At 67.9% G+C, this 21074-nt stretch carries 16 protein-coding genes; 15 read left to right on the top strand and 1 reads right to left on the bottom strand.

The features are described 5' to 3' along the window. Window positions 1-14: 14 nt before the first annotated feature. Entirely contained in the window at window positions 15-344 is a 330-nt protein-coding gene (gene cyaY / locus EDC36_RS04370) for an iron donor protein CyaY (protein WP_132962025.1), read from the top strand. A gap of 24 nt (window positions 345-368) precedes the next feature. Here the strand turns inward: cyaY and EDC36_RS04365 are convergent, their stop codons facing one another. Continuing rightward, window positions 369-2744, bottom strand: coding sequence for a penicillin-binding protein 1A (locus tag EDC36_RS04365; RefSeq protein WP_132962024.1), 2376 nt, complete (start codon window positions 2742-2744; stop codon window positions 369-371). 171 nt (window positions 2745-2915) lie between these two features. Here EDC36_RS04365 and EDC36_RS04360 point away from each other — a divergent pair, with 171 nt between their 5' ends. The 14 genes from EDC36_RS04360 (at window position 2916) to mlaE (ending at window position 21067) form a co-directional block, all read left to right on the top strand. After that, window positions 2916-3998, top strand: a complete 1083-nt coding sequence (locus tag EDC36_RS04360) for a pilus assembly protein PilM (protein WP_132962128.1) — start codon at window positions 2916-2918, stop codon at window positions 3996-3998. Next, window positions 3995-4603, top strand: a complete 609-nt coding sequence (locus EDC36_RS04355; protein WP_132962023.1) for a PilN domain-containing protein — start codon at window positions 3995-3997, stop codon at window positions 4601-4603. The genes EDC36_RS04360 and EDC36_RS04355 overlap by 4 nt, the downstream gene beginning before the upstream one ends. 22 nt (window positions 4604-4625) lie before the next feature. After that, on the top strand, window positions 4626-5324 hold the full coding sequence (locus EDC36_RS04350; protein WP_132962022.1) for a type IV pilus inner membrane component PilO: 699 nt from the start codon (window positions 4626-4628) through the stop codon (window positions 5322-5324). Then, entirely contained in the window at window positions 5321-5869 is a 549-nt protein-coding gene (locus EDC36_RS04345) for a pilus assembly protein PilP (protein WP_132962021.1), read from the top strand. The genes EDC36_RS04350 and EDC36_RS04345 overlap by 4 nt, the downstream gene beginning before the upstream one ends. After that, the gene (locus tag EDC36_RS04340) at window positions 5866-8076 is read left to right on the top strand and encodes a type IV pilus secretin PilQ (protein WP_132962020.1); all 2211 of its coding nucleotides are present in this window, start codon (window positions 5866-5868) and stop codon (window positions 8074-8076) included. The genes EDC36_RS04345 and EDC36_RS04340 overlap by 4 nt, the downstream gene beginning before the upstream one ends. Next, window positions 8073-8627: a shikimate kinase gene (locus EDC36_RS04335; protein WP_243646466.1), complete on the top strand. Its 555-nt coding sequence runs from the start codon at window positions 8073-8075 to the stop codon at window positions 8625-8627. Before EDC36_RS04340 ends, EDC36_RS04335 begins: the two co-directional genes overlap by 4 nt. 9 nt (window positions 8628-8636) lie before the next feature. Continuing rightward, window positions 8637-9818, top strand: a complete 1182-nt coding sequence (aroB, locus tag EDC36_RS04330) for a 3-dehydroquinate synthase (protein ID WP_132962019.1) — start codon at window positions 8637-8639, stop codon at window positions 9816-9818. Window positions 9819-9840: 22 nt separating this feature from the next. Then, a complete protein-coding gene (locus EDC36_RS04325; protein WP_132962018.1) occupies window positions 9841-11055 on the top strand; it encodes a deoxyguanosinetriphosphate triphosphohydrolase in 1215 nt (404 codons plus the stop codon). 4 nt (window positions 11056-11059) lie between these two features. Continuing rightward, on the top strand, window positions 11060-12277 hold the full coding sequence (locus EDC36_RS04320; protein ID WP_185971240.1) for an MFS transporter: 1218 nt from the start codon (window positions 11060-11062) through the stop codon (window positions 12275-12277). A gap of 7 nt (window positions 12278-12284) precedes the next feature. Beyond that, window positions 12285-12995 (top strand): transposase, encoded by a 711-nt coding sequence (locus EDC36_RS04315; protein ID WP_132962017.1) that lies wholly within the window; start codon window positions 12285-12287, stop codon window positions 12993-12995. Window positions 12996-13116: 121 nt separating this feature from the next. Continuing rightward, window positions 13117-17874 carry a glutamate synthase-related protein gene (locus EDC36_RS04310; protein ID WP_243646465.1) on the top strand — a complete coding sequence of 1586 codons (4758 nt, stop codon included), beginning with the start codon at window positions 13117-13119 and terminating at the stop codon, window positions 17872-17874. Window positions 17875-17907: 33 nt separating this feature from the next. Continuing rightward, window positions 17908-19374, top strand: coding sequence for a glutamate synthase subunit beta (locus EDC36_RS04305; RefSeq protein ID WP_132962016.1), 1467 nt, complete (start codon window positions 17908-17910; stop codon window positions 19372-19374). A 101-nt stretch (window positions 19375-19475) separates the two neighbouring features. Continuing rightward, window positions 19476-20285 (top strand): ABC transporter ATP-binding protein, encoded by an 810-nt coding sequence (locus EDC36_RS04300; protein WP_132962015.1) that lies wholly within the window; start codon window positions 19476-19478, stop codon window positions 20283-20285. Further along, window positions 20282-21067: a lipid asymmetry maintenance ABC transporter permease subunit MlaE gene (gene mlaE, locus EDC36_RS04295; RefSeq protein WP_185971241.1), complete on the top strand. Its 786-nt coding sequence runs from the start codon at window positions 20282-20284 to the stop codon at window positions 21065-21067. The genes EDC36_RS04300 and mlaE overlap by 4 nt, the downstream gene beginning before the upstream one ends. Window positions 21068-21074 lie beyond the last annotated feature (7 nt).

Here is a 21074-nt window from a genome sequence, read left to right as displayed (position 1 = left end):
CGGCGATTCTAGCGATGACCGACCTCGAATACCTGGACCGCGCCGAAGGCGTGCTCAAGGCGGTGGAGCTCAACTGCGACCGCCTCAACGACGAAACCGACGCCGACATCGACAACCAGCGCGTCGGGGGCATGGTGACGCTGACGTTTCGCAACGGCAGCCAAATCGTCATCAACCTGCAAAAGCCGTTGCACGAGATTTGGATGGCCACGCGCTCCGGCGGCTACCACTACCGCTTTGACGGCCAGCGTTGGATGGACACCAAGGGCGCCGGGGAGTTTTTTGCCCACCTGTCGCGCGAGGCCTCGGCGCAAGCCGGCATGCCGCTGACGTTTCGGCCCTGAACACGGCGTTGGTTCGGTCCGCGCTCAGTTGCGGAACAAATCCAGGATGCTGCGCCGCTCGCCCTCGGGCGCGGCGTCGCCAGCGGCGGGCACGCTGCTGTCACCCTCGAAGCCCAGCCGACGCACGTAGTTGCCGCCAGCGTATTCTTCGAACACCCAGTCGCCACCGCTGAAGGCGACACCCGCCGGTGGTTGCAGCTCGTGCACCGGCTCGTTGCGCAGCGCTTGCGCCATGAAGTCGATCCAGATCGGCAGCGCCAGCGCCCCACCGGTGGCGCGCCGGCCCAGGTTGCGGGGCTGGTCGTAGCCCAACCAGGCGGCGGCTGACAAGGTGGGGTGAAAGCCCACGAACCACGCGTCCTGCGCGTCGTTGGTGGTGCCGGTTTTGCCGTACACGTCCGGGCGCTTGAGCGTGGCCTGGGCGCGCGCCGCGGTGCCGCTGCGCGTGATTTCGTTGAGCAACTGGCTCATCACAAAGGCGTTGCGCTCGGGCAGGGTGCGGTTGGCCTCGTCCGTCTGTTGCCCGGGGACTTGCAGCAGCACCCGACCCTTGGGGTCGGTGATGCGGGTGATCAGCACCGGCGGCAGGTAGTGCCCGCCGTTGGCGAACACGGCGTAGCCGGCGGCCATTTCCAGCGGCGTGACCGCGCCGGCGCCCAGCGCCATCGTCAGGTACGGCGGGTGCTTGGCCGGGTCGAGGCCGAAGCGGGTGATCCACTGCTGCGCGTAATCGGTGCCGATGGCGCGCAGGATTTGGATCGAGACCATGTTTTTGGATTTAGCCAGCGCCGTGCGCACCGTCATCGGACCGTCGTACTGGCCGTCGTAGTTTTTGGGCTCCCACGGCTTGCCGCCGGTGACGCTGGCCGGGAAAAACAGCGGCGCGTCGTTGACCACGGTGGCGGGCATGATGCCCTTTTCCAGCGCGGCCGAGTAGATGAACGGCTTGAAACTGGAGCCCGGCTGGCGCTGCGATTGGGTGACGCGGTTGAACTTGTTGCGCTCGAAGTCAAAGCCCCCCACCAGCGCGCGGATGCCGCCGTCGCGCGGGTCGACGGCGACGAACGCCGCTTCGACTTCGGGCGTTTGGGTCAACACCCACCCTTGGGGGGTTTGCACGATGCGCACCACCGCGCCTGGGCGCAGCTTCAGCTGCGGCGGCGCCTTGGCGTCCAGGCCGGAGCGCACCGGGTCCAGCCCCGCGCCGGTGACGTCGATGGTGCCGCCGTCGCCGCGCGTGACCACCACCTTGGTCGGGCTGGCCGACAGCACCACCGCGGTCAGCAGCGTGTCGTTGTCCGGCAATGCCGCCAACGCTTCGTCGATTGCGGCTTCGCGCGCGGCCGGGTCGGCCGGCAGGTCGATAAAACGCTCCGGCCCACGGTAGAACTGCCGTTGCTCGAATGCCAGCACGCCGTTGCGCAGCGCCCGCCAGGCGGCGCGCTGCAGGTTGGCATCCACCGTGGTGTACACCTGCAGCCCGGCGGTGTAGGCGTGCTCGCCGTAGCGCTCGACGATGGTCTGGCGCACCATCTCGGCGATGTACTCGGCACGCACGCCATCGTCGTCGGCGCCGCGGCGCAGGCGCAGCGGCTCGGCGCGCGCTGCCTTGGCCTCGGCTTCGGTGATGAAGCCGTTTTCCAGCATGCGATCGATGATGTAGAGCTGGCGTGCCCGCGCGCGCTTGGGGTTGCGGTAGGGGTTGTAGGCCGAGGGCGCTTTGGGCAGTCCCGCCAGCAGCGCCGCTTCGGCCACCGTCAAGTCTTTGAGTGGCTTGCCAAAATAGGCCTGCGCCGCGGCGGCAAAACCGTACGAGCGCTGCCCCAGGAAGATCTGGTTCATGTAGATTTCCAGGATCTGTTCCTTGGTCAGCATGTGCTCCAGCTTGAACGTCAGCAAGATTTCGTACAGCTTGCGCAGGTAGCTCTTTTCGCTGGAGAGGTAGACGTTGCGCGCCACCTGCATCGTGATGGTGGAGGCGCCCTGGCTTTTGGCTTCGCCCAGGTTGGCCAGCGCCGCGCGCAGCAGGCCCCGGTAGTCCACGCCGCCGTGCTCAAAGAAGCGCGCGTCCTCGATGGCCAGCACGGCGTTGATCATCACCGGTGGGATGTCCTCGTACGGCACCACGATGCGGCGCTCTTCCCCAAACTCGCCCAGCAGCGTGCCGTCGCGGGCGTAAATGCGCAGCGGCAGCTTGGGTCGGTAGTCGGCCAGCTCGCTGACGTCGGGCAGGTTGGGGTAGGCCAGCGCCAACCCGAGCGCCGTGAGCATGGCGCCCGCAGCCAGCAGCGCCGCCACCACGCCCAAGGTGCCCAGCAACCCGCGCAGCCACCAGGGCCTGGGTTGGGCCTTGCGGGCGGGCGCGTGCTGGGGTGGGGGAGGCGTTGGGGCGGAGGCCATAGGCTGGCCGGCATTATAGGAAGCCCCCTGGCACGGTGTGTTGTGGGTTCGTAGCAACGTGGCTGCGGGGCTCGACGGCACCGATGGTAGCCACCGGCCGATGAAACTGCTAGGATCGGCAGCAATCGAGTGTCGCGCCGTGTGGCACGTGGTCGAGTGTGGGGGTGGGATTTGTTTGCGTTCAATGCCCTGTTGCGTCGAGAACCAGCCCCGCTGCTGGGGATCGACATCAGCTCCTCCACCGTCAAGCTGGTGGAGCTCGACCGCGACCGTGGCGGGGCGCTGCGCCTGCTGCATTGCGCCATCGAACCCCTGGAGCGGGGCTGGGTGGTGGACGGCAACATCGAAAAGTTCGACGAAGTGGCCGAAGCCCTGCGGCGGCTGGTGCGCAAAGCGGGCACCCGCACCAAGCGCGCCGCGTTGGCGTTGCCGGGCTCGGCCGTCATCACCCGCAAGATCAGCCTGCCGGCCGAGCTGGACGAAGACCAGCTCGAAATCCAGGTCGAGGCCGAAGCCGCGCAGCTGATCCCGTTTCCGCTGACCGATGTCGCGCTGGACTTTTGCGTCATCGGCCCCTCCAGCACCGCTGCGGGCTACCAGGAAGTGCTGGTGGCCGCCGCGCGCAAAGAAAAGGTCAACGACCGCCAGGGCGTGGCCGAGGCCGCCGGGTTGCAGCCCGTCATCGTGGACGTCGAGCCCTACGCGTCGCGCTTGGCGGCGGGGCGGGCTATCGACCGTTTGCCGGGCGGGCGCCAGCAGTTGGTGGCGCTGTTTGAGATCGGCTCGCAATCCACGACGTTGCAGGTGGTGCGCGGTGACGACATGGTGTACGAGCGCGACCAGCCGGTGGGCGGCGAGGGGCTGACCGAGATGATCGCGCGCCAGTACGGCCTGAGCCGCGACGAAGCCGAGCTCAAAAAGAAGCAGGGGGGCGCCGCGCTGCCCCCGGATTACGCGCAGGCGGTGCTGCAGCCCTTTTTGGACAGCTTGGGCCAGGAGCTGGGGCGGGCGCTGCAGTTTTTCTTCACCAGCACCCCCCACAACCGGGTGGACCACATCCTGCTGTCGGGCGGGTCGGCCAATTTGCCCGGGCTGGCGCAGACGGTCACCCTGCAGACCGGTTTCGCGGCCAGCATCGTCAACCCGTTCGATGGCATGGCGGTGCCGCCCTCGATCCCGGCCGCGCGGCTGGCGCTGGAGTCCACCTCGTACCTCGTGGCCACGGGGTTGGCGCTGCGGAGGTTTGCGTCATGATCGCCATCAACCTGCTGCCGCACCGCGAGTGGGCGCGCAAAAAGCGTCGTGAGGCGTTTTACACCCAGCTCGTGCTGGCGGTGCTGGTTGGGGTGGGCATCGCCGTGGGGGTGTACACGCTGTACGAAATGCGCATCGGTGCGCAAGAAGCGCGCAACCACCTGCTGCAAACTGAGATTGCCAAGCTCGACGCCCAGATCAAAGAGATCGCGACGCTGCAAGAGGAGCTCGACGCCCTCAAGGCGCGGCAGCAGGCGGTGGAGAGCCTGCAGGCCGACCGCAACCTGCCCGTGCACCTGCTCAACGAACTGGTGCGGCAGCTGCCCGACGGGGTGGCGCTGCGCTCGATCAAGCAAGATGGGGCTTCGATCGCCATCACCGGCGTGGCGCAGTCGCAGGAGCGGGTGTCGGAGCTGCTGCGCAACCTGGGTGGGGCCAGCCCCTGGCTGACGCAGCCGCAACTGATCGAAATCGCGGCCGCGACGATGAACCTCAACCCGGGCGGCCAGCGGCGCGTGTTCAACTTTTCGCTGCGGGTGCAGCAGGCCAAAGGACCGCCAGCCCCGGCTTCGACGGCGGCGCCAGCGGGCGGTTCATCGGCCTGAAGGACCATACGAGGGATACCCCATGGCCAACCCCCGAGCCAAAACCGCCCGCAAGCCCGCCATCGACGTGGCGGCGCTGCAGACGCAGCTGCGCCGTCAGTTCACCAACCTTGATCCCAACGACCCTTCGCGCTGGCCGGCCTTGCCGCGCGGCCTGCTGCTGCTGGCGGTGGGCGTGTTGGTGGTGGTGGGGCTGTGGTACGTCTGGCTGTCGGACCAGGCCGTAGCGTTGGAAAACGCCCAGCGCCGCGAAGCCGACTTGCGCACCCAGTACACCCAGAAGGTGGCCAAGGCGGTGGCGCTGGACACCCTCAAAGGGCAGTTGGAACAGGTGCGCCAGTACGTGGCGCAGCTCGAAAAACAACTGCCCAACCGCGCCGAGATGGACGCGCTGCTGTCCGACATCAACCAGGCGGGCATCGGCCGCGGATTGCAGTTCGAGCTGTTCCGGCCGGGGCAGGAGGTCGTGCGCGACTACTACGCTGAGTTGCCCATCACCGTGCGCGTGTCCGGCTCGTACCACGACATCGGACGTTTTGTGGCCGATGTGGCGCACCTGTCACGCATCGTCACGCTCAACAACCTGTCGATCGCGCCCGCGCCCAACCGCAACGAACTGCTGACCATGGAAGCCACGGCCAAGACGTTCCGTTACCTCGACCCCGAGGAGGTGCTGGAACGCAAAGCCGCAGCCAAAAAAGCCCAGGGAGGCAAGCGATGAGGCCGGAGCGAGGTTGGGGTATCGCCGCGCTGGTGGGCGTGCTTATGATCCTGGGCGGCTGCGGCGCCCGGGATGATGACCTTGCCCAGTGGATGGCGCAGCAACGCGCCCAGGCCACGCCCAAAGTCGAGCCTGTCAAGGCCCCCAGCGTGTTTCAGCCTGAACAATACACGGTGGCTTTGGAACTGTCGCCGTTCAGCGACGACAAGCTTGTGCGCGCGCTGCGCAGTGACAGTGCCAACGTGGCGCTGTCACGTTTGCTGGCGGCCGAGCAAAACCGCAAGCGCGAGCCGCTGGAGGATTTTCCGCTGGACACGATGGCGATGGTGGGGTTGCTGGACAAGGGCGGGCGACGCGTGGCCTTGGTGCGCGTCAATGGCCTGCTGTACCCAGTGCGCGTGGGCAACTACATGGGGCAAAACTTCGGGCGCGTCACCGCCATCGGTGACAACCACATCACCCTGCGCGAAATCGTGCAGGACGCCGCTGGCGAATGGGTGGAGCGCACCACGACGCTGCAGCTGCAGGAAGGAACTGGCAAATGAACGAGCGACTCGGGTACCAGGGGCGGCGGCCCGCAGCGACCGCACGGCGGCCCGGCCGCTGGGTGGGGTGGGCCGTGGGGTTGGGCGTGCTGTGTTCGCACGGCTGGGCGTGGGCGCAGGGTGCGATCCGGGCGGTGAGCACCCAGGTCAGCGGCGGCGTCGAAGTCGTGCGCATCGAGACCGAAGCCTCGCTGCCCGGGGTGCCACCGACGTTCACGATTCAGTCACCGGCGCGCATCGCGCTGGACTTTGCCGGCACCCGTAACGCCACGGGCAAAACCGTGTTCGAGGTCAACCAAGGCAACCTGCGCTCCGTCAACGTCATCGAAGCCGGCGAACGCACCCGCGTCGTGCTCAACCTCAACCGGTCGGTGCCCTACGAGGCGCGCGCGGAAGGCAACGTGCTGCTGGTGACCCTGCAGCCCCCGGTGGCCGCGGCACCGACGGCCGACGCGGGCCCGACCTTTGCCGCCGCGGCTGCGCCCGACGCCAGCGCGGCGCCTTTGGCGGACATTGACTTTCGCCGTGGCGACGACGCGGCGGGGCGCGTGATCGTGCAACTGGGCAACGCCCAAACGCCGGTCGACATTCGCCCGCAGGGACGCAACGTCGTGGTCGAGTTTCAGCGCAGCACCTTGCCCGAAGGGCTGCGACGCCGCCTCGACGTCACCGACTTTGGCACGCCGGTGCGCACCATCACCGCGACGCAGACCGGCGACCGCGTGCGGCTGCTCGTCGAAGCCAGCGGCGACTGGGAGCACAGCGCCTACCAAAGCGACAAGCAGTTCGTGCTGGAGGTGCGCCCGCTCAAAGCCGACCCGACCAAGCTCGTGCAGGGACCCAAGTACAGCGGCGAAAAGCTCTCGCTCAATTTTCAAAACATCGACGTGCGCGCGCTGCTGCAAGTCATCGCGGACTTCACCAACTTCAACATCATCACCACCGACACGGTGCAGGGCAGCCTGACGCTGCGCCTGAAGGACGTGCCGTGGGACCAAGCGCTCGACATCATCCTCGAGGCCAAGGGTCTGGGCATGACACGCACGGGCAACGTGATCCGTGTGGCGCCGAAGAAAGAGTTGGCGGAAGAGACCAAGCAGGCGCTGGAACAAAAGGCGCTGGAGCAAAAGCTGATTCCGTTGCGCAGCGAATCGTTCCAGCTCAACTATGCCAAAGCCTCGGATGTGGCAGCCCAGCTGATGGGGGCTGACATGGTCGCGCGAGAGGGTGCTGCTCAGCGCAGCAGCGCCAACGAAGGTGCTCAGGTGTCCGGTGAAAGTCGGTCGTTGTTTACCTCGGGCACTCGCATTCTGAGCGAGCGTGGTGTGGCTGTAGCGGAGCCAAGAACCAATCGCCTTTTTGTGATGGACGTACCGGAGCGGATTGAAAAAATTGCCGAATTGATTCGTCTGCTCGATATCCCGGTTCGTCAGGTGTTGATCGAGGCGCGTATTGTTGAAGCCGACGAGGGGGTCGGAAAGTCGCTGGGTGTGCGCTTTGGTGGCATCATCAGCGGGGCCAGCTTAGGAACCGCCAACGGCAGCCGGGTGTTGACCTCGGTTGGCGGATCGTACGGGGCAACGTCGCCCACCATCAGTCCGGCGATGGTCAACCTGCCGGCACAGTCGCTGGCGCAGGCAGCAACCACGGCGGCCGGGGCTATCGGCGCTACGATCTTCAACGCCTCGCTGACCCGCATGTTGAGTCTGGAAATATCCGCATTGGAGGCAGACCGTCGCGTGCGCGTCATTTCAAGTCCCCGCTTGATCACGTCCGACCTCAAAAAAGCGGTGATCGAGCAAGGCGAAGAGATTCCGTATCAGTCCTCATCGGCCAATCAAGGCACAACGGTTCAATTCAAGAAGGCAGTGTTGAAGCTGGATGTGGTGCCTCAGATCACGCCGGACGGCTCGATCATCATGGACGTGGAGGTTTCGAAGGATTCCCGTGGCGATATCCTGCCGGGGGGCGTGGCCATCAACACCAACAAAGTGCAAACGAAGGTGCTGGTGGACAACGGGGGTACGGTCGCGATCGGTGGTATTTTTCGATCGGAAGAGACGGTGGATAACCAAAAAATACCCGGGTTGGGTGACTTGCCGGCGGTGGGGGCGCTGTTTCGCTCCAAGCGCAACAGTTTGGATCGCAAGGAGTTGATTGTCTTTTTGACCCCACGGGTGCTGCCGGCCGTGATGGGGGGGCAGTGACGACGTTGGCTTTGATCGGTCTGCCCGGGGCCGGCAAATCCACCGTCGGGCGGCAGTTGGCGCGGCGGCTGCAGGTGCCGTTTGTGGACAGCGATGCGGTCATTGAAGACCGCATCGGCTGCACGATCCGCGAGTTCTTCGAGCGCGAGGGCGAGGAGGCGTTTCGCGACCTCGAGGAAGCGGTGTTGGACGAGCTGACCCAGGGGCCGCCATGCGTGCTGTCCACGGGTGGCGGTGCGGTGCTGCGGCCGCTCAACCGGCAACGCTTGCGCGCGCGCGGGCGGGTGTTTTACTTGCGCAGCACGCCGGAGGAGTTGTATCGGCGTTTGCGGCACGACCGCACGCGCCCGCTGCTGCAAGTGGCCGACCCGTTGCAGCGGCTGCGCGATCTGTACGCGGTGCGGGATCCGCTGTACCGTGAGACGGCGCACTACGTCATCGAAACCGGTCGGCCCACGGTGGCTACGTTGGTCAACATGATCTTGATGCAGCTGGAGCTGGGCGATGGGGCCCCACCGTCCGTGCCGGCGCAGGCACAGGCGCACGGCTAAACTTGCGGCATGACCACCGCCGCCCGTTCCACCAACGCCCCGTTGCCCACCCCGGCCGAAGCGCCGACGGTGCTGCACACCGTGACCATTGACCTGGGGGCGCGCAGCTACCCGATCGTCATCGGCACAGGCGTGCTGGACGACCCGGCCACGTGGGCGGGTCTGCCCCGCGCGGGCAACGCCGTGGTCGTGACCAACACCACCGTGGGCCCGCTGTACGCGGCGCGGCTGTGCGCCGCGTTGCAACCGCACTACCCGCGGGTGCTGCAGGTGGTGCTGCCCGATGGCGAGGATCACAAAGACTGGCCGACGCTCAACCTGATCTTCGATGCCTTGCTGGCGCAGGGCTGCGACCGCAAGACGGTGCTGTTTGCCTTGGGTGGTGGGGTCGTCGGCGACATGACCGGCTTTGCCGCCGCGTGCTACATGCGGGGTGTGCCGTTCGTGCAGGTGCCCACGACGCTGCTGGCGCAAGTCGATTCGTCCGTGGGGGGCAAGACCGCGATCAACCACCCGTTGGGTAAAAACATGATCGGCGCCTTTTACCAGCCGGTGCGGGTGGTGTGTGACCTGGCCACGCTGGGTACGCTGCCCGAGCGTGAGTTCAACGCCGGCTTAGCCGAGGTGATCAAATACGGCCCCATCGCCGACCCGGCGCTGCTGGATTGGATCGAGGCCAACCTGGCGCAGCTGCACGCGCGTGATCCCGCCGCGCTGGCGCACGCGGTGCGGCGCAGCTGCGAGATCAAGGCCGCTGTCGTGGGGCAGGACGAGCGCGAATCGGGGCTGCGCGCGATCCTGAATTTTGGTCACACGTTCGGCCACGCCATCGAGGCGGGGCTGGGCTACGGCCGGTGGCTGCATGGCGAGGCGGTGGGCTGTGGCATGGTGATGGCGGCTCACCTGTCGCAGCGTCTCGGGCGGGTCTCGCCGGGGTATGTGCAGCGGCTCACCCGCCTCATCGCGGCGGCCGGGTTGCCCACGCGCGCGCCGCGGCTGGGCGACGACAACGTGGCGCGTTACCTGGCGCTGATGCGGGTGGACAAAAAGGCCGACGCGGGCGCCATCCGTTTCGTCGTCGTCGATGAGCAGGGCCACGCCGACCTGTGCCCGGTGCCGGACGCGCTGGTGGCCGAGGTCATCGAGGCCTGCAGCGCGCAGCCTGCGGCTGCGGCGGCCGGCACGGTGTGAGCCGGGCGTGCGGGGCGGGCCCATGGACGCGCCGGTGTGGACCACCCAACCGCCGAGTGCATTGGCGCCGTACGCCTGCGACCCCGCGCGCAGCCGTGGGCGGCGCCACGCCGAGCCGGCCGCCCCCACGCGCAACGCCTTTCAGCGCGACCGCGACCGCGTCATCCACTCCACCGCGTTTCGGCGCCTGGTGTACAAGACCCAGGTGTTTCTCAACCACGAAGGTGACCTGTTCCGCACCCGGTTGACGCATTCGCTGGAGGTGGCGCAGCTCGGGCGCAGCATCGCCCGCGCGCTGGGGTTGCACGAGGACCTGGTGGAGGCCATCGCGCTGGCGCACGACCTTGGGCACACCCCGTTTGGCCATGCCGGCCAAGACGCCCTCAACGCCTGCTTGCATGAGGACGACGGCCCTGCCGCCCAGGAGCCGCGCGGCCCCGACGAGCCGCACGGCGGCTTCGAGCACAACCTGCAAAGCCTGCGCGTGGTCGATGCGCTGGAGCAGCGCTACCCGGCGTTCGACGGCCTCAACCTGTGCTTCGAGACGCGCGAAGGCATCCTCAAGCACTGCTCGCGCGCCAACGCCGAGTGGCTCGAGGCGCGCGAGCCCAATGGCGTGGGTGCGCGTTTCCTGCGCGGGCAGTCGCCCTCCCTGGAGGCGCAGCTGGCCAACGTGGCCGATGAAATCGCCTACAACGCGCACGACATCGACGACGGCGTGCGCAGCGGCCTGCTGACGCTGGAGCAACTGGAGGCGGTGCCGTTGTTTGACCAGTTCCGGCGTGAAGCCCTGGCCGAGTTCCCCCGCTTGCAGGGGCGTCGCTTGTTGTACGAATCGATCCGGCGCATGCTCAGCGCCCAGGTGTACGACGTGATTGACGCCACGCGCGCCGCGCTGCGCGACGCGGGCGTGCGCACGCTGGACGAGGTGCGCGCCAGCCGGCCGCTGCTGGGGTTTTCAGCCGGGATGCGGCAGGCCAGCGCCGAGCTTAAGCGCTTTTTGCTGGTCAACCTGTACCGCCACCCGCAGGTGCTGGACACCACCGCGCGCGCGCGCCAGGTGGTGCGTGATTTGTACCGCGCCTACTGCGCGCAGCCGACCTTGTTGCCCCCGCCCCGGCCTGACGTGAACGTGTCGTTGCGGCGGCGCGCGGCGGACCACATCGCTGGCATGACCGACCGCTACGCGATTCGCGAGCATGAGCGCTTGACTGGCCAGCGCCTGTTTGGAGGCTGACCCCATGGCGCGCGCGGGTGTGCGGGGTATTCCGGCGGGCGCGATGTGGATCGTGGCCGTGGGGGTGGCCAGCGCGTTGCACGTGGGCAAGCTGCCGCCCGCGCTGCCGGTGCTGGCGCGCGAGCTGGGGGTGACGCTTGTCCAGGGCGGTTTTTTGCTGTCGCTGATTCAGTTGGCGGGCATGACGTTGGGCGCCATGCTGGGCCAGGTGGCCGACCGGCTGGGGCCGCGGCGGGTGATGCTGGCGGGCTTGCTGGTGCTGGCGGTGGCCAGCGCCGCCGGGGCGCTGGCGCCGACACCGGTCTGGTTGCTCGGGACGCGGGCGGTGGAGGGCGTGGGCTTTTTGATGGCCGTGCTGCCCGCACCCGGCCTGATCCGGCGCCTGGTGAGCCAGCCGACGCTGCTGGCCCGTGCATTGGGCTGGTGGGGGGCCTACATGCCCATGGGGGCGGCGCTGGGGCTGCTGCTGGCGCCGTGGGGCTACGCGGCGTGGGGTTGGCGCCCGATGTGGGCGCTGCTGGCTGGGGTGGCCGCGCTGAGCGCGTGGGTCGTGGCGCGGCAGGTTCCCGCCGATGGACCCGCGCAAGGGGGGACGGCGGCGCTGCGTGCGGCGTGGGGTGGTCTGCGGCAGACGCTGGCCGCACCGGGGCCGTGGCTCGTGGCGTTGGCGTTCGGGGTTTATTCGGGACAGTGGCTGGCGGTGGTGGGTTTTTTGCCCACGCTGTACACCCAGGCCGGCTGGCCGCTGTGGTGGGTGGGCAGCGCCAGCGCGTTGGCCGCAGGGGTCAACCTGGTGGGCAACATCGTGGCCGGCCGGCTGCTGGCGCAGGGCTGGCCGGTGCGGCGGTTGTTGTGGTTGGGCTACGGCGCCATGGCGGTGGGGGCGCTGGGCACCTTCACGGCGCCGGCCCCGCTGGCCTACGGCGCGGTGCTGGTGTTTTCGGCCTTGGGTGGGTTGGTGCCGGGCACGTTGTTCGCGCTGGCGGTGCGGCTGGCGCCCAGCCCCACCACGGTGTCCACCACGGTGGGCTGGGTGCAGCAGTTGTCGTCGCTGGGGCAGTTTGTCGGCCCACCGCTGGTGGCGTGGTGGGCGGCCCGCGTGGGCGGGTGGCAGTGGTCGTGGCTGTTCAACGCCGCGTGCTGCGCGCTGGGTGGCGGCTTGGCCGTGGCGCTGCACGCGCGCTGGCAACGCGCGCAGCCGGCGCCACAGCGCGGGGGGTAGGGGCACGATGGCTCGCTTACCCCGCTTGCGCGCCGCCGGCCACCTGCACCTGGTGGTGTGGCGGGGCCACAACGGCCAGCCGGTGGTGGCCGACGACACCGACGCCCACCGGCTGCTGGATGCGGTGGCCGAGCTGGCCGCGCGCGAGGGCGTGGCCTGGCACGGCTTTGCGCTGTTGCCCAACGAGGTATGGCTGCTGCTGACCCCCGCCACCGACGGCGCGCTGGGGCGGCTGATGCAAGGGGTGGGGCGGCGCTACGTTCGGCTCTACAACGACCGCCACGGGCGCCGCGGCACGCTGTGGGAGGGGCGCTACCGTGCGGCGGTGCTGGCGCCGTCGTGGGCGCTGCCGGCGCTGGTGCTGCTGGACACGCTGCCGCTGGAAGCGGGGCTGTGCGCGCAGCCCGAGCACCACCCGTGGAGCAGCCACCGCCACTACAGCGGCATGCAGATGTGGCGTGGCCTGCAGCCGCCGCCCGCCTGGTGGGCGCTGGGCGACACCCCTTTCGCGCGCGAGGCGGCGTACCGTCAGCGCGTGGCGCAGGGTTTGACGTCCTCGCAACGCGACGCGCTGCGCCGTGCGGCGCTGCACGGCTGGCCCCTCGGCGACGATGCGTTTTTGGCGGCGTTGCAAGCCAGCAGCGGCCGGCGCGTGCAGCCAGCCCGTCCGGGGCGTCCGCGCAAAGGGTCTGCACCCAACGACTCTGTCCCCAAATAAATCGAGACAGCAAACTGGCTGACAATAATAGTACTCTGACCCCAAAAAAATAAGTTGCACGGCCGCAACGGCTCCGCTATGCTTAGGGTATTCCCTCTTGTCACGAGCCAGGAGCATCAGCGTGAGCAACCACCAGCCCCCCGCCGAGCAGCGCGGCCTGTACGACGCTGCCTATGAGCACGACGCCTGCGGCGTCGGCTTCGTGGCCCACATCAAGGGCCGCAAAAGCCACGGTATCGTCACCCAGGCGCTCAAAATCCTGGAAAACCTCGACCACCGCGGTGCGGTGGGGGCCGACCCGTTGATGGGCGATGGCGCCGGCATCCTGATCCAGATCCCAGACCAGCTCTACCGTGAGGAGATGGCCAAGCAGGGCGTGACCCTGCCGCCGCCCGGCGAGTACGGCGTGGGCATGATCTTTTTGCCCAAGGAGCACGCCAGCCGTCTGGCCTGCGAGCAGGAGCTGGAGCGCGCCATCAAGGCCGAAGGGCAGGTGCTGCTGGGCTGGCGCGACGTGCCGGTCAACAAGGCCATGCCGATGTCGCCCGCGGTGCGCAAGACCGAGCCGGTGATCCGCCAGGTCTTCATCGGCCGCGGCAGCGACGTCATCGTGCAAGACGCGCTGGAGCGCAAGCTGTACGTGATCCGCAAGACCGCCAGCGCCGCCATCCAGCGCCTGCAGCTCACGCACAGCAAAGAGTACTACGTGCCCAGCATGAGCAGCCGCACGGTGGTGTACAAGGGGCTGCTGCTGGCCAACCAGGTGGGCGAGTACTACCTGGACCTGCAAGATCCGCGCTGCACGTCGGCGCTGGGGCTGGTGCACCAGCGCTTTTCCACCAACACCTTCCCCGAGTGGCCGCTGGCGCACCCGTACCGCTACATCGCGCACAACGGCGAGATCAACACCGTCAAGGGCAACTACAACTGGATGCGCGCGCGCGAAGGCGTGATGAGCTCGCCGGTGCTGGGGCCAGACCTCAAAAAGCTGTACCCGATCAGCTTCGCGGGCCAGTCGGACACGGCCACGTTTGACAACTGCCTGGAGCTGCTGGCGATGGCGGGCTACCCGTTGGCGCACGCGATCATGATGATGATCCCCGAGCCGTGGGAGCAGCACACGCTGATGGACGAGCGCCGCCGCGCGTTTTACGAATACCACGCGGCGATGTTGGAGCCGTGGGACGGTCCGGCCTCGATCGTCTTCACCGACGGGCGTCAGATCGGGGCGACGCTGGACCGCAACGGCTTGCGGCCGTCGCGCTACTGCATCACCGACGACGACATGGTCATCATGGCCTCCGAGTCCGGCGTGCTGCCGGTGCCGGAGAGCAAGATCGTGCGCAAGTGGCGCTTGCAGCCGGGCAAGATGTTCCTGATCGACCTGGAGCAGGGGCGCATGATCGACGACGAGGAGATCAAAGCGCAACTGTCCAACGCCAAGCCGTACAAGCAGTGGATTGAGAACCTGCGCATCCGGCTCGACGACGTCGAGCGCCCCGTGGCGGGTGACGACGAAGCCAGCGTCAAGGCGGTGGCCGACGAATCGGCGCAAGCCGCGGTGGACACCGACCAGCAGCTGCTGGACCTGCAGCAAGCCTTTGGCTACACGCAGGAGGACATCAAATTCCTGATGGCGCCGATGGCGCAAAACGGCGAAGAGGGCGTGGGCTCGATGGGCAACGACAGCCCGCTGCCGGTGCTGTCCGACCGTCCCAAGCCGCTGTACAACTACTTCAAGCAGCTGTTCGCGCAGGTCACCAACCCGCCGATCGACCCGATCCGCGAAGCGATCGTGATGTCGCTGGTGTCGTTCATCGGCCCCAAGCCCAACCTGCTCGACATCAACCAGGTGAACCCGCCGATGCGGCTGGAGGTCAGCCAGCCCGTGCTCAACGAGGCCGACATGGCCAAGCTGCGCGACATCGAGCGGCGCACCGGTGGCAAATTCCGCAGCGCCACGCTGGACATCACCTACCCCGTGGCCTGGGGCAAGGAAGGGGTGGAGGCCAAGCTGGCGTCGCTGTGCGCCGAGGCGGTGGATGCCATCCGCAGCGGGCGCAACATCCTGATCCTGAGCGACCGCGGCGTCAACCGCGAGCGCGTGGCCATCCCGGCGCTGTTGGCGCTGTCGGCCGTGCACCAGCACCTGATCCGCGAGGGCCTGCGCACCGCCACCGGCTTGGTGGTGGAAACCGGCAGCGCGCGCGAGGTGCACCACTTTGCCGTGCTGGCGGGCTACGGCGCCGAGGCCGTGCACCCGTACCTGGCGCTGCAAACCATCCGCACCATCCACAAAGACCTGCCCGGCGAGCTCGGCGCCGACAAGGCGGTGGCCAACTACATCAAGGCGGTGGGCAAGGGCCTGTCCAAGATCATGTCCAAGATGGGCGTGTCCACCTACATGAGCTACTGCGGCGCGCAACTGTTCGAGGCGGTGGGCATCAACAGCGCCACGATCGACAAGTACTTCACCGGCACGCCCAGCCGCGTCGAAGGCATCGGTGTGTTCGAGATCGCCGAGGAAGCCATCCGCTGGCACCAGCGCGCCTACAGCGACGACCCGCTGCTGCGTGAGATGCTTGACGTCGGCGGCGAGTACGCCTGGCGCGCCCGTGGCGAGGAGCACATGTGGACGCCGGACGCGATCGCCAAGCTGCAGCACGCCACGCGCGCCGGCAACTACGCCACCTACAAGGAGTACGCGCAGATCATCAACGACCAGTCGCGCCGCCTGATGACGCTGCGCGGCTTGTTCGAATTCAAGGTCGATCCGGCCAAGGCGATCCCGATCGAGGAGGTCGAGCCGGCCAGCGAAATCGTCAAGCGCTTTGCCACCGGCGCGATGTCGCTGGGGTCGATCTCGACCGAAGCGCACACCACGCTGGCCATCGCGATGAACCGCATCGGCGGCAAGAGCAACACCGGCGAAGGCGGCGAGGACCCGGCGCGCTACCGCAACGAGCTCAAGGGCATCCCGATCCGCAAGGGTCAGACGGTGGGCTCGATCATCGGCCACGACAAGGTCGAGGTGGACTACGAGCTGCAAGACGGCGACAGCCTGCGCTCCAAGATCAAGCAAGTCGCCTCGGGCCGCTTTGGCGTCACCGCGGAGTACCTGGTCAGCGCCGACCAGATCCAGATCAAGATGGCGCAGGGCGCCAAGCCCGGTGAGGGCGGCCAGTTGCCGGGCTCCAAGGTCAGCCCCTACATCGGCTACCTGCGCTACTCGGTGCCGGGGGTGGGCCTGATCAGCCCGCCGCCGCACCACGACATCTACTCGATCGAGGACCTGGCGCAGTTGATCCACGACCTCAAGAACGTCAACCCGCGCGCCGACATCTCGGTCAAGCTGGTGGCCGAGGTGGGCGTGGGCACGATCGCCGCGGGCGTGGCCAAGGCCAAGGCCGACCACGTGGTCATCGCCGGGCACGACGGCGGCACCGGGGCGTCGCCGTGGTCGTCGATCAAGCACGCCGGCAGCCCGTGGGAAATCGGCCTGGCCGAAACCCAGCAAACGCTGGTGCTCAACCGCCTGCGCGGGCGCATCCGCGTGCAGGTGGACGGCCAAATCAAGACCGGACGTGACGTCGTCATCGGCGCGCTGCTGGGGGCCGACGAGTTTGGCTTTGCCACCGCGCCGCTGGTCGTCGAGGGCTGCATCATGATGCGCAAGTGCCACCTCAACACCTGCCCGGTGGGGGTGGCGACGCAAGACCCGGTGCTGCGCAAGAAGTTCGCCGGCAAGCCTGAGCACGTCGTCAACTACTTCTTCTTCGTCGCCGAAGAGGTGCGCGCCATCATGGCGCAACTGGGCATCCGCAAGTTCGACGACCTGATCGGTCGCACCGACTTGCTGGACATGAAAAAGGGCATCGCCCACTGGAAGGCCAAGGGCCTGGACTACAGTCGCCTGCTGGCGCAGCCCGACGTGCCGGCCGACGTGCCGCGCCGGCACGTGGAGGCGCAAAACCACGGCCTGGACAAGGCGCTGGACGTGCGCCTGATCGAAAAGGCCCGAGCGGCCATCGAGCGTGGCGAGAAGGTGCACTTCATCGAAGCGGTGCGCAACGTCAACCGCACCGTCGGCGCCATGTTGTCGGGCGAGGTCACGCGCCACCACCCCGAGGGGCTGCCCGACGACACCATCCGCATCCAGATGGAAGGCACGGGCGGCCAGTCGTTCGGCGCCTTCCTGTGCAAGGGCATCACGCTGTACCTGATCGGGGACGCCAACGACTACACCGGCAAGGGGTTGTCGGGCGGGCGCATCGTCGTGCGGCCCAGCATCGACTTCCGTGGCGACGCCGGCGACAACATCATCGTGGGCAACACGGTGCTGTACGGCGCCACCCAGGGCGAGGCGTTTTTCCGCGGCGTGGCCGGAGAGCGCTTCGCGGTGCGCCTGTCGGGCGCCACCGCGGTGGTGGAAGGCACCGGCGACCATGGCTGCGAGTACATGACCGGCGGCACCGTGGTGGTGCTGGGCAAAACCGGGCGCAACTTCGCCGCGGGCATGAGCGGCGGCATCGCCTACGTGTACGACGAAGACGGCATGTTCGCCAAGCGCTGCAACACCGCGATGGTGGCGCTGGAGCGCGTGGTCAGCAGCGCCGAGCAGGAAGCCACCGTGGACCGCGCCATTTGGCACCGCGGCATGACCGACGAAGCCCAGCTGCGCCAGTTGCTGGAAGAACACCACCGCTGGACCGGCTCGACCAAGGCGCGCGCCTTGCTGGACGACTGGGCCAGCGCGCGCGCACGCTTCGTCAAGGTTTTCCCGCACGAGTACAAGCGGGCGCTGGCCGAGCTGGCCGGCAAGGGGACCGACAAGCCCGCGGCACAACCGGCGGCCAAGCCCGCGCGTGCCACGGCTTGAGGGTTGCACCGACCACGCAAAGGATTCGACACCATGGGCAAGATCACCGGATTTCTGGAGTTCGAGCGGCTGGAAGAGGGCTACCAACCGCCGCAGGAGCGCGTCAAGCACTGGCGTGAGTTCGTCATCGGCCTGGACGACGCCCAGGCCAAGGTGCAAGGCGCGCGCTGCATGGACTGCGGCACGCCGTTTTGCAACAACGGCTGCCCGGTCAACAACATCATCCCGGACTTCAACGACCTGGTCTACCGCGGCGACTGGAAGCACGCCATCCAGGTGCTGCACAGCACCAACAACTTCCCCGAGTTCACCGGGCGCATTTGCCCGGCGCCGTGCGAGGCGGCGTGCGTGCTCAACATCAACAACGACCCGGTGGGCATCAAGTCCATCGAGCACGCCATTGCCGACCGCGCCTGGAAGGAAGGCTGGGTGACGCCGCAGCCGCCCAAGGCCAAGACCGGCAAAAAGGTGGCGGTGGTGGGCTCCGGGCCTGCGGGGCTGGCCGCTGCGCAGCAACTGGCGCGCGCCGGACACGAGGTCACGGTGTTCGAGAAAAACGACCGCATCGGCGGCCTGCTGCGCTACGGCATCCCGGACTTCAAGCTGGAAAAGTGGCTGATCGACCGCCGCATCGAGCAGATGCAGGCCGAGGGTGTCACCTTCCGCACCCGCGTGCTGGTGGGGCGGCTACCCGAAGGCAGCAAGGTCAACAACGACGCGCGCGAAACGATCGAGCCGCAGCAGTTGCTGGCCGAGTTCGACGCCGTGCTGCTGTGCGGCGGCGCCGAGCAACCGCGCGACCTGCCCGTGCCGGGCCGCGAGCTGGACGGCATCCATTTCGCGATGGAGTTTTTGCCGCAGCAAAACAAGGTCAACGCCGGCGACAAGCTCAAAAAGCAGATCCGCGCCGACGGCAAGCATGTCATCGTCATCGGTGGCGGCGACACCGGCAGCGACTGCGTGGGCACCTCCAACCGCCATGGTGCGGCCAGCGTGACCCAGTTCGAAGTCATGCCGATGCCGCCCGAAAAGGAAAACAAGCCGCTGACCTGGCCGTACTGGCCGCTGAAGCTGCGCACCAGCTCCAGCCACGAAGAGGGCTGCCAGCGCGAGTTCGCCATCGCCACCAAGGCGTTCGTCGGCAAGGGCGGCAAGGTCACCGGGGTGCAGACCGTGCACGTCGAAATGAAGGACGGCAAGTTGGTCGAAATCCCGGGCACCGAAAAGGAGTACAAGGCCGACCTGGTGCTGCTGGCGATGGGCTTTGTGTCGCCGGTGGCCACGGTGCTGGAGGCGTTTGGCGTGGAGCGCGACGCGCGCGGCAACGCCAAGGCCAGCACCGACGAGGTGGGCGGCTACGCCACCAACGTCCCCAAGGTGTTTGCCGCCGGTGACATGCGCCGTGGCCAGTCGCTGGTGGTGTGGGCCATCCGCGAAGGCCGCCAGGCCGCGCGCGCGGTGGACGAGTACCTGATGGGCGCCAGCCTGCTGCCGCGCTGACCTGCACGGCGGCCGTGCGGGGCCGCCGTCGCCGACGCGGCTGCGGGTTATCCCTTATGATCGGGCCGGCCCTGCGCCGGCCTTTTTGATCGTTGTTGCGTATGAGCACCGAGCCCCTCGTCGAACTGCGTGACGTCACCTTCGGGTACGACGAGCGCGTCGTGCTCGACCGCGTCAGCTTGCACGTGCCGCGGGGCCGGGTGACGGTCATCATGGGCGCCTCGGGTGGCGGCAAGACGACCGTGCTGCGCCTCATCGGTGGCTTGGTGCGCGCCCAGCACGGCCAGGTGTGTTTCGACGGTCAGGATGTGGGCGCGCTGGACCGCAAGGGCCTGTACGCGGCGCGCCGGCGCATGGGCATGCTGTTTCAGTACGGCGCGTTGTTCACCGATTTGTCGGTGTTTGACAACGTGGCCTTCCCGCTGCGTGAGCACACCCGTCTGCCCGAGCCACTGATCCGCGACATCGTGCTGATGAAGCTGCACGCCGTGGGCCTGCGCGGTGCGCGCGACCTGATGCCCGTGGCGCTGTCGGGCGGCATGGCGCGCCGGGTGGCGCTGGCGCGCGCCATCGCGCTGGACCCCGAGCTGATCATGTACGACGAGCCGTTTGCGGGGCTGGATCCGATCTCGCTTGGCACCGCCGCGCGCCTGATCCGCCAGCTCAACGACACGCTGGGGCTCACCAGCATCATGGTGTCGCATGAGCTGGACACCGCCTTTGCCGTGGCTGACCACATGGTGGTGCTGGCCAACGGGCGGGTGGCGGTGCAGGGCACGCCCGACGAGGTGCGCCGCTGTCCGGATCCGTTGGTGCAGCAGTTCATCACCGCCGCGCCCGAAGGGCCGGTGCATTTTCACTACGCCGCGCCGGCCGTGGCCGAGGACTACGGTCCGGAGGCAGCGCGATGAAGGGGGTGTCGATGCTGGCGGCGTTGGGTGCGGCGGTGCGCGGCAAGCTGGCGGATCTGGGCTGGGGGGCGCGGCTGCTGCTGCGGTTGCTGGCGGGATGCCCCCAGGCGCTGCGGCGCTTTGGCCTGGTGCGCGATCAGATCCACTTTTTGGGCAACCACTCGCTGTCCATCATCACCGTGTCGGGCCTGTTTGTCGGCTTCGTGCTGGGGCTGCAAGGCTACTACACGTTGCAGCGGTACGGCTCGGCCGAATCGCTCGGGCTGCTGGTGACGCTGAGCCTGGTGCGCGAGCTGGGGCCAGTGGTGACGGCGCTGTTGTTCGCCGGTCGCGCGGGCACGTCGCTGACGGCGGAGATCGGCCTCATGAAAGCCGGCGAGCAGCTCAGCGTCATGGAAATGATGGCGGTGGATCCGATCGACCGTGTGTTGGCGCCGCGCTTCGTGGCCGGGGTGGTGGCGCTGCCGCTGCTGGCCGCGGTGTTCAGCAGCATGGGCATCGTTGGTGGCTGGATCGTCGGGGTGCCCATGATCGGCGTCGATGGCGGCGCGTTTTGGAGCCAGGTGCAAAGCGGCGTGGACGTCTGGTCCGATGTCGGCAACGGCATCGTCAAAAGCGTCGTGTTCGCCGTGGCGGTGACGTTTATCGCGCTGCTGCAGGGTTACGCCGCCCGGCCAACGCCCGAAGGGGTGTCGCGCGCCACCACCCGCACGGTCGTGATGGCGTCGTTGACGGTGCTGGGACTGGACTTCATCCTGACGGCGCTGATGTTTACGGTTTGAGGGGCTC

Source organism: Tepidimonas ignava (genome assembly GCF_004342625.1).
GTDB lineage: Bacteria > Pseudomonadota > Gammaproteobacteria > Burkholderiales > Burkholderiaceae_C > Tepidimonas > Tepidimonas ignava.
Note: the sequence above shows the minus strand (reverse complement) of the source record. Positions and strands in the feature narration are given on the sequence as shown.

Excerpts from the sequence above, each read along its gene's own strand:
- cyaY (WP_132962025.1), top strand. The coding sequence starts at position 15 with ATGACCGACCTCGAATACCTGGACCGCGCCGAAGGCGTGCTCAAGGCG.
- EDC36_RS04365 (WP_132962024.1), bottom strand. The coding sequence starts at position 2,744 with ATGGCCTCCGCCCCAACGCCTCCCCCACCCCAGCACGCGCCCGCCCGC.
- EDC36_RS04355 (WP_132962023.1), top strand. The coding sequence starts at position 3,995 with ATGATCGCCATCAACCTGCTGCCGCACCGCGAGTGGGCGCGCAAAAAG.
- EDC36_RS04350 (WP_132962022.1), top strand. The coding sequence starts at position 4,626 with ATGGCCAACCCCCGAGCCAAAACCGCCCGCAAGCCCGCCATCGACGTG.
- EDC36_RS04345 (WP_132962021.1), top strand. The coding sequence starts at position 5,321 with ATGAGGCCGGAGCGAGGTTGGGGTATCGCCGCGCTGGTGGGCGTGCTT.
- EDC36_RS04340 (WP_132962020.1), top strand. The coding sequence starts at position 5,866 with ATGAACGAGCGACTCGGGTACCAGGGGCGGCGGCCCGCAGCGACCGCA.
- aroB (WP_132962019.1), top strand. The coding sequence starts at position 8,637 with ATGACCACCGCCGCCCGTTCCACCAACGCCCCGTTGCCCACCCCGGCC.
- EDC36_RS04325 (WP_132962018.1), top strand. The coding sequence starts at position 9,841 with ATGGACGCGCCGGTGTGGACCACCCAACCGCCGAGTGCATTGGCGCCG.
- EDC36_RS04320 (WP_185971240.1), top strand. The coding sequence starts at position 11,060 with ATGGCGCGCGCGGGTGTGCGGGGTATTCCGGCGGGCGCGATGTGGATC.
- EDC36_RS04315 (WP_132962017.1), top strand. The coding sequence starts at position 12,285 with ATGGCTCGCTTACCCCGCTTGCGCGCCGCCGGCCACCTGCACCTGGTG.
- EDC36_RS04305 (WP_132962016.1), top strand. The coding sequence starts at position 17,908 with ATGGGCAAGATCACCGGATTTCTGGAGTTCGAGCGGCTGGAAGAGGGC.
- EDC36_RS04300 (WP_132962015.1), top strand. The coding sequence starts at position 19,476 with ATGAGCACCGAGCCCCTCGTCGAACTGCGTGACGTCACCTTCGGGTAC.
- mlaE (WP_185971241.1), top strand. The coding sequence starts at position 20,282 with ATGAAGGGGGTGTCGATGCTGGCGGCGTTGGGTGCGGCGGTGCGCGGC.